This is a genomic window from Ramlibacter tataouinensis, assembly GCF_027941915.1.
GTDB lineage: Bacteria > Pseudomonadota > Gammaproteobacteria > Burkholderiales > Burkholderiaceae_C > Ramlibacter > Ramlibacter tataouinensis_C.
Genome location: NZ_CP116009.1, coordinates 2461599 through 2473065 on the forward strand (window position 1 = coordinate 2461599; position 11467 = coordinate 2473065).

Sequence of the window (11467 nt, forward strand, 5' to 3'; positions counted from 1 at the left end):
GTCGCCATGCTCTACCCTGAACTGTTCAAGCAACTCGAGTCCGTCCGCTGGGACATGGACAAGGACATCCCCTGGGACCGCTTCGATGCCGGCCAGTTGTCCGACGAGCAGGCGCAGACGATCAAGATGAACGCCATCACCGAGTGGGCGGCGCTGCCGGCCACCGAGATGTTCCTGCGCGACAACCGCGACGACAGCGACTTCTCGGCGTTCATGTCGATCTGGTTCTTCGAGGAGCAGAAGCACTCGCTGGTGCTGATGGAATACCTGCGCCGCTTCCGCCCCGAGCTGGTGCCCACCGAGCAGGAGCTGCACGAGGTGCGCTTCGAGTTCGAGCCGGCGCCGGCCCTGGAGACGCTGATGCTGCACTTCTGCGGCGAGATCCGCCTGAACCACTGGTACCGGCGGGCCGCCGAGTGGCACACCGAGCCGGTCATCAAGCACATCTACCAGACCCTCAGCCAGGACGAGGCCCGCCATGGCGGCGCCTACCTGCGCTACATGAAGCGCGCCATCAACAAGTTCGGCGGCGAGGCCAGGGCCGCGTTCGCCAAGATCGGCGTGCTGATGGCCAGCGCGCGCCGCACCGCGCAGGCGCTGCACCCGACCAACCTGCACGTCAACAAGGCCCTGTTCCCGCGCGACACGGTGCAAAGCCGGCTGCCCAACCCGGAGTGGCTGGAGCACTGGCTGGACAAGCAGATCGCCTTCGATGCCGCCTGGGAAGGCAAGGTGGTCGAGCGCATCCTCCACAACCTGAGCCTGCTGATGGACCGCAGTTTCAAGAGCGTGCAGGAACTCAATCGCTATCGCAAGGAGATGGCGGCCACGCTGGTGCCCGCCACGACGGCGCCGCGCGTCGCCTGATGGCCGCGCCCGCGCCGCCGGACTTCCTGCGCAAGCTCGTCCCGCGTGCCCGGGCCGCCGCCGCCGTGGCGGCGCTGCCGCAGCCGGTGGTGTTCACCAACGGCGTGTTCGACGTGCTGCACCGCGGCCATGCCAGCTACCTGGCGCAGGCGCGCGCGCTCGGCGCCAGCCTGGTGGTGGCGGTCAACACCGATGCTTCCGCGCGCCGCCTGGACAAGGGGCCGGAACGCCCGTTGAACAACGAACAGGACCGGGCCGCCCTGCTGGCCGCGCTCGCATCTGTGGACCTGGTCACCTGGTTCGACGAGGACACCCCGGTGCAACTGCTCGGCGAGCTGCGCCCGGCCGTCTACGCCAAGGGCGGCGACTACGACATGGCCAGCCTGGCCGAGACCGCGCTGGTGCAAGGCTGGGGCGGCCGGGCGGTGGCCATCCCCTTCGTCGAGGGCTACTCGACCACCACCCTGGTGCGCAAGATCCGCGCCGGCCGCTGAACGGCTGTCACGAACGCCACCGTCCCGCCGTCTTGCCGGCATGGACCACCGCACCGAACTCTTCCAGCGCCACCGCCGCCGGCTGCTGGGCGTCGCCTACCGCATGCTGGGCTCGACGTCCGATGCCGAAGACGTGCTGCAGGATGCCTGGCTGCGCTGGAACGAATCCGACACCGACGGCCTGCGCAGCCCCGAGGCCTGGCTGGTGACCGTCGTCAGCCGGCTGGCGATCGACCGCCTGCGCGCGCTGCGCGCGGAGCGCGAGCGCTATCCCGGACTCTGGCTGCCCGAGCCGCTGGTGGAGCCGATCGAGGACGACACCCCCCAGTCCCTGCTGGAGCGCGCCGACGACGTGTCGGTGGCGCTGCTGAAGGTGCTGGAGCAGCTCGGGCCCGAGGAGCGCGCGGCCTTCGTGCTGCGCCAGGTCTTCGACATGGATTACGGCGAGCTGGCGCAGGCCCTGGGCAAGAGCGAGGCGGCTGCGCGGCAGCTCGTGCACCGCGCGTCCGAGCGCGTGCGGGCGGGCCGGCCCCGCTTCGCTGCGGACCCGGAGAACCACCGCCGGCTGGTGGCAGCCTTCGCCGAAGCCGCGGGCTGCGGCGACCTCGCCGGCATGCGCGCGCTGCTCACCGAGCAGGCCGAGCTGGTCGGCGACGGCGGCGGCAAGGTGCCTTCCTTCGATTTCGTGCTGCAGGGCGCGCGCCGCCTCGCGATGGTGTATTTCGCGGTGCGCCGCCGCTTCGACGGCCAGGTGGCCTACCGGCTGGTGCGGGTGAACGGCGAGCCCGGGCTCGCGCGCTTAATCGCCGGGACGCTGGAGTCGGTGCACGCGTTCGAGTTCGCCGGCGAGCGCATCGCGGCGATCCACGTGCAGCGCAACCCCGACAAGCTCGCGCGCGCCGCCGCTGTCACAAGCCGGTGACCCGGCGCGTCTTGCAGATGGATCCATCACCCCAGGAGCAAACCATGGACACCGATCGCATCGCCAACTACCCTCGCCTCATCCCCGAACTGTTCCAGGGCCTGCAGGCGCAGAGCCAGCGCCTGAAGGAGACGACGCTGGGCAAGGCGCTGATCGCGCTGGTGGACCTGCGCGTGTCGCAGATCAACGGCTGCGCCTACTGCGTCGACATGCATGGGCGCGAATTCCTGGCGGCCGACGGCGACCTGCAGCGCCTCAACAGCGTCGCCACCTGGCGCGAGGTGGCGTTCTACAGCGCGCGCGAACGCGCCGCGCTGCAGTGGGCCGAGAGCCTCACCCGCATGGGCGAGACGCACGCGCCGCGCGAGGACTTCGACGCCCTGCAGCCGCACTTCAGCGAGCGCGAGATCGCGGAACTGACGATGGCGGTCGCCGTGATCAACGCCTGGAACCGGGTCGCGGGCGGCCTGCGCACGGCGGTGGCGCGCAAGCCGCTCGCCTGATCCGGCTCAGGGCTCAGGGTTCCGGGCGCGGCTGCGCGGTCGTGGTCACTGCGTGCGGCTCCTTGTGCCGCAGCCGGCGGAGCTGCCGCCGGAAGAACTGCTCGATGTCGTCCACGTAGGTGTAGACCACCGGGATCACCACCAGGCTCAGCACGGTGGAGGTGATCAGCCCGCCGATCACCGCGATCGCCATCGGCGAGCGGAAGCTCTGGTCGGCGCTGCCCAGGCCGAGCGCGATCGGCAGCATGCCGGCGCCCATCGCCAGCGTGGTCATCACGATCGGCCGGGCCCGCTTGTGGCAGGCGTCCAGCAGCGCGTCCCAGCGGCTCATGCCGCGCTCGGTGCGCGCCATGATGGCGTACTCCACCAGCAGGATCGAGTTCTTGGTCGCGATCCCCATCAGCATGATCAGCCCGATCAGCGACGGCATGGACAGCGTGGCGTTGGCCAGCAGCAGCCCGACGAAGGCGCCGCCGATCGACAGCGGCAGCGCCGCCAGGATGGTGAAGGGGTGCAGGAAGTCCTTGAACAGCAGCACCAGCACCACGTAGATGCACAGCACGCCGGTCAGCATGGCCAGCCCGAAGCTGGCGAACAGCTCGCCCATCACTTCGGCGTCGCCGACCTCGCGCACGAACACGCCCGGTGGCAGGTTCTTCACCGCCGGCAGCTCCTGCACCTTGGCGGCCACCTCGCCCAGCGGCTGGCCCGACAGCTCGATCTCGAAGTTGATGTTGCGCGAGCGGTCGTAGCGGTCGATCACCGCCGGCCCGCCGGTCAGCTCCAGCGTCGCCACCTGCCCCAGCATCACCGGCCCGCGCGCGCCCGGCACCGCCAGCCGCTCCAGCAGTGACAGGTCGCGCCGGGCGTCGTCCTGCAGCTTCACCACGATCGGCACCTGCCGCTGCGACAGGTTCAGCTTGGGCAGGGCCACGTCGTAGTCGCCGGTGGTGGCGATGCGCAGGGTCTCGGCGATCGCGCTGCTGGTCACGCCCAGGTCGGCGGCGCGGGCGAAGTCGGGCCGCACGGCGATCTCGGGCCGGATCAGGCTGGCGGTCGAGGCGATCTGGCCCAGGCCGGGAATGGTGCGCAGGTCCCGTTCCACCGCCATCGCGGCCGCCTGCAGCGCCTGCGGGTCCTCGCCGCTGAGCACCAGGATGTATTTCTCGCCCGAGCCGCCCAGGCCGACCTTGCTGCGCACGCCGGGCAGCGGCTCCAGCGCGTGCCGGATCTGGTTCTCGATCGGCTGCTTGCGCGGGCGCTCGCCGCGCGGATCGAGCAGGATGGTCAGCGTGGCCTTGCGCGGCTCGGCCGCGCCGACGTTGGCAAACGGGTCGGTGCCGGCGCTGCCGCCGCCGATGGTGGTGTAGACGCTGCGCACGTGCGGCACCTGCGCGATCGCCTGGCGCGCCTGCTCGGCGACGCGCACGGTCTGCTCCAGCGTGGAGCCGGGCGGCAGCTCCAGGTAGACCTGGGTCTGCGAGTTGTCGTCCGGCGGGATGAAGGCCGCCGGCAGCAGCATCGTGAGCGCCAGCGAGCCGATGAAGAACAGCCCGGCGGCGATCGACGTCGCCAGCCGGTGGCGCAGCGCCCACTGCACCGCGCGGATGTAGGGCGCCATCCAGCCCGGCTCGCGGTGGCCGCCCACCACCGGCTTGAGCAGGTAGGCCGCCATCATCGGCGTCAGCACGCGCGCCACCACCAGCGAGGCGAACACCGCCAGCGCCGCGGTCCAGCCGAACTGCTTGAAGAACTTGCCGGCGATGCCGCTCATGAAGGCGGTGGGCAGGAACACCGCGATCAGGGTGAAGGTGGTGGCGATCACCGCCAGCCCGATCTCGTCGGCCGCCTCCATCGCCGCCTGGTAGGGCGTCTTGCCCATGCGCAGGTGGCGCACGATGTTCTCCACCTCGACGATCGCGTCGTCCACCAGGATGCCGACCACCAGCGACAGCGCCAGCAGGGTGACGATGTTGATCGAGAAGCCCAGCAGGTACATGCCCAGGAAGGCGGGAATCGCCGACATCGGCAGCGCCACCGCCGAGACGAAGGTGGCGCGGAAGTCGCGCAGGAACAGCCACACCACCAGCACCGCCAGCAGCGCGCCTTCGTACAGCAGGTGCAGCGAGCCCTCGTACTCCTCCTGCACCGGCGTGACGAAGTCGAAGGCCTGGGTCAGCCGGATGTGCGGGTGCCGCGCCTTCAGCTCGTCCAGCGCCCGGTGCACCGCGGCGCCGACCGCAATCTCGCTTTCGCCGCGGCTGCGCGAGACCTCGAAGCCGACCACCGGCCGGCCGTCGAGCAGGGCGGCGGCGCGCGGCTCGGCGATGGTGTCGCTGACGGTGGCGATGTCCGACAGCCGGATGCTGCGCCCGGGCGCGCCGGCCGCACCCGCCAGCGCGATCTCGAGGCGGCCGATCTCGCCGGCGGTGCGCACCGTGGCCAGCGTGCGCACCGGCTGCTCGCCGCCGCCCAGGTCGGTGCGCCCGCCGGCGCTTTCGGTCTGCACCTGGCGCAACTGGCGCGACACCTCGGCGGCGGTGATCCCCAGCGCCTGCATGCGCAGCGGGTCGAGCGCGACCCGGACCTCGCGGCTGACGCCGCCCACCCGCGCGACCGCCCCGACGCCGGGCACTGCCAGCAGCCGGCGCGTGACGTCGTTGTCGACGAACCAGGACAGCGCTTCGTCGTCCAGTTGCGAGGAGGCGATGGTGAACGCCAGCATCGGCTGGGTCGCCAGGTCCAGCTTGTTGACCACCGGGTCGCGCAGGTCGGCCGGCAGGTCGCTGCGCACCCGCGAGACTGCCGAGCGCACGTCGTCCACCGCTTCCTGCACCGGCTTTTCCAGCCGGAACTCCGCGGTGATGGTGACCACCCCGTCCTGCACCTTGGTGTACAGGTGCTTGAGGCCCTGCAGCGTCGCCAGCGCGTTTTCCAGCTTGCGGGCGACCTCGGTCTCCAGCTGCCCCGGCGCCGCCCCCGGCAGCGAGGCGCTCAGCACCACCGTCGGCAGGTCGATGTCGGGGAAGTTCTGCACCTTCATCGCCTGGAAGCCGAGCAGGCCGCCGAAGGTCAGCAGCACGAACAGCAGCAGCGCCGGGATCGGGTTGCGGATCGACCAGGACGAGACGTTCAGCACGCGATCGCTCCTAGCGGGCGCTGCCGTTGGCGGCCGAGGCGGCCGGCGCGGCCGGCGCGGCACGCTCGGCCTCGACGATGCGCACCAGGTCGCCGTCGTTCAGGAAACCGGCGCCGCTGGCGACGATGCGCGCATCGGGCGGCAGGCCGGCGGTGATCTCGATGCGGTCGCCGGCCAGCCGGCCGGTCTGTACCTTGGCCTGCGCCACCCGGTTGTCGGCGCCGACGCGCAGCACGTAGCTGAAGCCCTCGCGCAGCACCAGCGCCGACTGCGGCACGGTCAGCGCCGGCGTGCGGCCGAGGTCGAACTCGCCGCGCGCGAACATGCCGGCGCGCGCGCTGCCGTTGCCGGCGCCCGGCAGCGGTGCGAGATCCACGTAGACCAGGGCGATGCGGGTCTGCGGATCGACCGTGGCGCCGAGCGTGCGCAGCTTGCCGGCCAGCCGCGCACCGCTGGCGGCCGTGACGGTCGCCGGCGTGCCGGGCGCCAGCCGCCCGAGTTCGTCGGCGGTGACTTCGGCGCGCCATTCCAGCCGGCCCTGGCGGATCAGCCGGAACAGCTCGGTGCCGGGGGCGACCACCTGGCCGACGGTGGCCATGCGGGCCGAGATGATGCCGCTGTCCGGCGCCGCCAGCGTCGATTGCGCCAGCCGCACCTGCTGCGCCTCGAACACCGCCCGCGCCGCCTGCACGCGCGCCCTGGCGGTCTGCTCGGCGGTCAGGTACTGGTTGATCTGCGCCGCGCTCAGGGCGCCGGTGGCCTGCAGGCTGCGGGCCCGGTCGGCGTTGGCGCCGGCGTCGGCCGCCGCCGCTTCGGCTTCGGCCACGCTGGCGCGCGCCTGCGCCAGCTCGGCGCGCAGGGTGTCGGAGGCGAAGGTGGCCAGCACCTGGCCCTTGTCGACCCGTTCGCCGACGTTGACCCGCACGTCGGTGATGCGCAGGCCGCCGGCCTCGGCGCCGACGCTGGCCTCCTGCCAGGCCGCGATGTTGCCGTTGGCGGCCAGCCGCACCGGCAGCGTGCTGGCCTGGGGCGTGGTGGTGGTGACGGTGAGCGCCGGCTTCGGGGCCGCCGCCGGGCTGGCCGCCGCGGCGTCATCGGTGCTGCGACGCGCCAGCAGCACCGCCACCAGCGCCGCCAGCAGCAGCACGGCCGCCGTGACCGCCGCGGTGCGTTTGGAGATCCTCATTGGCTTTGTCCTTGTTCTTGTTGTGTGCCGTCGATGCCGGCGCTGGCGGCGGCGCTCCAGCCGCCGCCCGCCGCGCGGTACAGGTCGATCCAGGCGCCGATCCCCTCGCGTTGCAGCCCGACCAGCGCGGTCTCGGCGGCCAGCAGGGTGCGGCGCGCGTCCTCCAGCTCCACCACGCTGGCCAGCCCGGCGCGCAAGCGCGCCTCGGTGGCGGCGAACGAGGCCCGATAGCCCTCGGCGGCGATGCGGGCGTCGTCGTTGCGCGAGCGGGCGCTGTCCAGCGCCAGCAGCGCCTGTTCCACCTCGCGCACCGCCTGCCGCACGCGGCCGCGGTACTGGGCGGCGGCGTCTTCGTAGCGGGCCTGCGCCGCTTCCACGTTGGCGGCGCGGCGGCCGCCGTCGAACAGCGGCAGCGACAGGGCGAGCGGGCCGATCGACCAGCTCTGGGCATCGGTGCTGGCGCCGCCGACGCGCACGCTGCCGGCCGCCACCGAGCCGGACAGCGCCAGCCGCGGGTAGCGGTCGGCCTGGGCCGCGCCGACATCGGCGCTGGCGGCGGCCACGGCCAGTTGGGCGCCGAACACGTCGGGGCGCTGCGCCAGCAGCTGCGCCGGCAGCGCCGGCACCGGCGCCAGCACGGCCTCGGCGGGCGGCTGCCAGGGCGCCGCCAGTTGCTGGCGCAAGGCGGGTTCGGGCAGCGCGGTCAGCGCCACCAGCCCCTTGAGTTCGGTTTCGCAGGCGGCCCGTTGCTGGCGTTCGCGCGCGGCGCCCTCGGCGGCACTGGCGCGCGCCAGCGCGGCATCGGCCGGCGCGGCAAAGCCGGCCTCGCTGCTCAAGCGGATCAGGCGCGCCGATTCGGCGCGCGAGCGTGCATCGTTGCCGGCCACGGCCAGCTGCAACTGGCAGGTGCGCCAGCCGAAATAGCTGGCGGCGGTCTCGGCGGCCACCGCCACCCGGGCCTCGTGCCAGCCGGCCCGGGCCGCGGCCAGCCGCGCCTGCGCCGCGTCGCGGCCGGCGGCACGGCCGCCGAACAGGTCCAGCTCCCAGGCGGTCTGGGCGCCGACCTGGCTGACCGTGGCCGTGGTGCCCGGCAGCGCGGCCTGCTGGTTGCCGCGCCCGACCGAGGCACTGGCATCGAGCGCGGGCAGCAGCGCAGCGTGCGCGGCCGCGCGATCGGCACGGGCCTGCGCGATGCGGCTGCCGGCGGCGCTGACGCTGGGGTTGGCCGCCTGGGCCGCGTCGATCAGCTCGGGCAGCAGCGGGTCGCCCAGTTGCTGCCACCAGCGTTGCAGGTCGGCCGGCCGCCCGTCATGCGGGATCGGCGCGTACCAGCCGGGCGCGATCGGGGCCTCGGCCGCTGCCGGCGGTCGCGGCAGCGCGCAGCCGGCCAGCGCCAGCAAGGCCGCGGCCGCGGCAAGCGGTCGGAAGGTGTTCATCGGATCCATCCCTGGTGCGGGCTCGGCGGGCCCTGTGTCGCAAGCCCTCGTGGGGCCGGCTGCCGCCGGGCCGCCCGCGAGCCTACCACCGCCGTGTGGCCGGCCCGGAGCTTCAGCCGAAGACGGCGCTCCAGAGGGCGCCGATCGCCGCGCGCTGCGGCGCCGCCGCTTCCGGCGCGAGCTGGGTCGGCTCCTCGTTCAGGCGGGCGCCGTGCTGCACCCGGCGCAGCTCGCGGTAGGCCGCCGCCGCCTGCTGGCCGACCCCGGCCGGCAGCAGCCCGGCGGCCTCGGCGCGCTGCAGCAGCGCGATGTTGCCGACGTTGGGGATCAGCTCGCGGTGCCGGCCGGCGTGGGCCAGCACCAGGTACTGCACGGCGAACTCGGCATCGACCATGCCGCCTTCGCTGTGCTTGACGTCGAAGCGGCCGGCCTTGACCGGATGGCCGGCGCGCACCCGCTCGCGCATGGCGACGATCTCCTGGCGCAGCGCCGCCAGGTCGCGCGGGGCGGTGATCACCGCTTCGCGCACGGCATCGAAGCGGCCCGACAGGTCCGGCCGGCCCAGCACGCAGCGCGCCCGCGTCATCGCCTGGTGCTCCCAGGTCCACGCCGTGTTGCTGCCGCGGCCCTCCTGGTAGCGGGCGTAGGCGTCGAAGGTGGTCACCAGCAGGCCGGAGCTGCCATTGGGCCGCAGCGCGGTGTCGATCTCGTACAGGTCGCCCTCGGCGGTCTTGGTGGTCAGCCAGGTGATCAGCTTGCGCACCAGCGCGCCATAGACCTCCGGCGCGCGCTCGTCGGCGTCGTCGAACACGAACACGATGTCCAGGTCGCTGCCGTAGCCCAGCTCCTTGCCGCCCAGCTTGCCGTAGCCGATGACGGCGAAGCTCGGCTCGTCGCGGTGGCGCGCCTTCAGCCGGTCCCAGCACCAGCGGGCGGTGACGCGCAGCACGGCGTCGGCCAGCGCGCTCAGGTCGTCGGCCACCTGCTCCACCGTCAGCCGGCCCTCGATGTCGCGTGCCAGCGTGCGGAACACCTCGGCGTGGTGGGCGCGGCGCAGCAGGTTCAGCAGCGCCTCGTCGTCGTCCTCGCCGGTGCGCTGCAGCGCGCGGCGGCGCTCTTCCAGCTCCTGCTCGAAGTCGGCGGGCGCGAACCGCTCGGAGAACAGCGCCTCGCCGGCCAGTTCGTCGATCACGCCGGGGTGGCGCAGCAGGTAGCGCGCCGGCCAGCGCGCCGCGCCCAGCAGGGCCAGCAGGCGCTCGTGCACGCGCGGGCGCTCCAGCAGCAGCGCCAGGTAGCTTTCGCGCCGCAGCAGCGGCTCCAGCCAGTCGGCCATGCGCAGCGCCGCCTCCTCGCTCACCCGCCCCTCCAGCAGCCATTGACCGGTGCGGGCGATCAGGCGCGACAGGCGCTGGCGCGCGTCCTCGCGCAGCGCCTGCACGCGCGGCTGCTCGCACCAGCGGGCGATGCGCTCGCGCAACTGCGCCGGCAACTGCTCCAGCAGCGCTTCCAGGTCGGGCGCGGCCGGCCGGCCGCCCTTGCCGCCGTTGCAGCCCCTGCATTCCTGCGTCGCCCCGAGCAGCTTGTCGAACTCCTGCGCGACGAACTCGCGGTGCCGGTCCAGCTCGTGCAGGAAGGGGCAGCCATCGGCATAGCCCAGGGTGCGGGCGATCCAGGCCAGGTCGCCGTCGTCCTCGTCGGCCGCGCCGCCCATCGGCAGCACGTGGGTCTGCTGGTCGTCCAGGTACTGGATGCGGTGCTCGACCCGGCGCAGGAACACGTAGGCCTCGGCCAGCTGGCGCGCGGTCTCCTCGGGCATCAGGCCGGCGGCGGCCACCCGCTGCAGCGCCTGCAGCGTGGGCCGGGTGCGCAGTTCGGGGAACTGGCCGCCGCGCACCACCTGCAGCAGCTGCACGATGAACTCGATCTCGCGGATGCCGCCGCGCGACAGCTTGACGTCGTTGGCGCGCTCGGGCCGGCCGGCGCTGCGCCGGGCCGCGTGCTCGCGGATCTGCCGGTGCAGCACCCGCAGCGACTCGAACACGCTGTAGTCCAGGTAGCGGCGGAACACGAACGGCAGCACCACCGGGCGCAGCGCCTGCGCCGTGCCCTGCTCCACCTCACTGCGCGGCGCCACCACCCGGCTCTTGAGCCAGGCGAAGCGCTCCCATTCGCGGCCCTGCACCAGGAAGTACTCCTCCAGCGCATCGAGCGACACCGCCGGCGGTCCGGAATTGCCGTTCGGGCGCAGCGCCAGGTCGACCCGGAACACCAGGCCGTGCTCGGTGGTCTCGCCCACCAGCGCGAAGATGGCCCGCACCGCCTTGGCGAAGTACTCCTGGTGGCTGATGCGGCCGCGGCCCTCGACCCCGGCGGTTTCGCCGTCCTGCTCGTACACGTAGATCAGGTCGATGTCGCTGGAGACATTGAGCTCGCGCGCACCCAGCTTGCCCATGCCGATGATCCACAGCGGCACGCGCCGGCCGTCCGGCGCCAGCGGCGCGCCGTGCAGCGCATCGAGGTCGGCCAGCGCCTGCCGGCAGGCGGCGTCGAGCGCGAACTCGGCCAGCGCGGTCATGGCGCCGGTCACGTCGGCCAGCGGCGCCTGCGCCTCGCAGTCGAGCCGAACCAGGCGTTCCACCACCAGTTGCCGCAGGATGCGCAGCGCCGCCGGCAGCGCATGGCCGCGCGCGCGCAGGGCGTCGAAGGTGGCTTGCAGCGCGTCGGGGCCGGGCAGGCCGGCCGTCAGCAGGGGCAGCTCGGCTTCGTAGCGCCTGCGGATGCGCTGGGCAAAGCGCGAATGGGAACCCTCGGGCACCGGCGGCGTCTGATCCGGTGCGGCCAGCCCCGCGCCCGCCGGCGTGTCGCGGCCCGTCGCGCCGGGTGCTGCGCCGCGGCTCATAATTCCTGCCACCCCGAAGTA

General features: G+C 73.3%; 8 protein-coding genes. 4 read left to right on the forward strand and 4 right to left on the reverse strand.

What is annotated here, in order from left to right; translation table 11 throughout:
* The first annotated feature begins 6 nt into the window (after positions 1–6).
* From PE066_RS11565 to PE066_RS11580, 4 genes are read left to right on the forward strand one after another with little or no spacing between them, the layout of a single operon-like run.
* Complete coding sequence (locus PE066_RS11565; protein ID WP_271232691.1) at positions 7–867, forward strand: ferritin-like domain-containing protein; 861 nt, start codon at positions 7–9, stop codon at positions 865–867.
* Positions 867–1361 carry a D-glycero-beta-D-manno-heptose 1-phosphate adenylyltransferase gene (rfaE2, locus tag PE066_RS11570; RefSeq protein ID WP_271232692.1) on the forward strand — a complete coding sequence of 165 codons (495 nt, stop codon included), beginning with the start codon at positions 867–869 and terminating at the stop codon, positions 1359–1361. Before PE066_RS11565 ends, rfaE2 begins: the two co-directional genes overlap by 1 nt.
* Positions 1362–1401: 40 nt before the next feature.
* Entirely contained in the window at positions 1402–2283 is an 882-nt protein-coding gene (gene sigJ / locus PE066_RS11575) for an RNA polymerase sigma factor SigJ (protein WP_271232693.1), read from the forward strand.
* A 44-nt stretch (positions 2284–2327) separates the two neighbouring features.
* Positions 2328–2786: a carboxymuconolactone decarboxylase family protein gene (locus tag PE066_RS11580; protein ID WP_271232694.1), complete on the forward strand. Its 459-nt coding sequence runs from the start codon at positions 2328–2330 to the stop codon at positions 2784–2786.
* 13 nt (positions 2787–2799) lie between these two features.
* Here PE066_RS11580 and PE066_RS11585 read toward each other — a convergent pair whose 3' ends face one another.
* From PE066_RS11585 to glnE, 4 genes are all read right to left on the reverse strand, one after another.
* Positions 2800–5922, reverse strand: coding sequence for an efflux RND transporter permease subunit (locus tag PE066_RS11585; RefSeq protein WP_271236563.1), 3123 nt, complete (start codon positions 5920–5922; stop codon positions 2800–2802).
* A 13-nt stretch (positions 5923–5935) separates the two neighbouring features.
* Positions 5936–7111 carry an efflux RND transporter periplasmic adaptor subunit gene (locus PE066_RS11590; RefSeq protein ID WP_271232695.1) on the reverse strand — a complete coding sequence of 392 codons (1176 nt, stop codon included), beginning with the start codon at positions 7109–7111 and terminating at the stop codon, positions 5936–5938.
* A complete protein-coding gene (locus PE066_RS11595; protein ID WP_271232696.1) occupies positions 7108–8547 on the reverse strand; it encodes an efflux transporter outer membrane subunit in 1440 nt (479 codons plus the stop codon). The genes PE066_RS11590 and PE066_RS11595 overlap by 4 nt, the downstream gene beginning before the upstream one ends.
* A 112-nt stretch (positions 8548–8659) precedes the next feature.
* Positions 8660–11446 carry a bifunctional [glutamate--ammonia ligase]-adenylyl-L-tyrosine phosphorylase/[glutamate--ammonia-ligase] adenylyltransferase gene (glnE, locus tag PE066_RS11600; protein WP_271232697.1) on the reverse strand — a complete coding sequence of 929 codons (2787 nt, stop codon included), beginning with the start codon at positions 11444–11446 and terminating at the stop codon, positions 8660–8662.
* Positions 11447–11467: the final 21 nt, after the last annotated feature.

Coding starts and splice junctions, on each gene's coding strand:
- PE066_RS11590 (WP_271232695.1), bottom strand. CDS start 7,111: ATGAGGATCTCCAAACGCACCGCGGCGGTCACGGCGGCCGTGCTGCTG.
- PE066_RS11595 (WP_271232696.1), bottom strand. CDS start 8,547: ATGAACACCTTCCGACCGCTTGCCGCGGCCGCGGCCTTGCTGGCGCTG.
- PE066_RS11580 (WP_271232694.1), top strand. CDS start 2,328: ATGGACACCGATCGCATCGCCAACTACCCTCGCCTCATCCCCGAACTG.
- rfaE2 (WP_271232692.1), top strand. CDS start 867: ATGGCCGCGCCCGCGCCGCCGGACTTCCTGCGCAAGCTCGTCCCGCGT.
- glnE (WP_271232697.1), bottom strand. CDS start 11,446: ATGAGCCGCGGCGCAGCACCCGGCGCGACGGGCCGCGACACGCCGGCG.
- sigJ (WP_271232693.1), top strand. CDS start 1,402: ATGGACCACCGCACCGAACTCTTCCAGCGCCACCGCCGCCGGCTGCTG.
- PE066_RS11565 (WP_271232691.1), top strand. CDS start 7: ATGCTCTACCCTGAACTGTTCAAGCAACTCGAGTCCGTCCGCTGGGAC.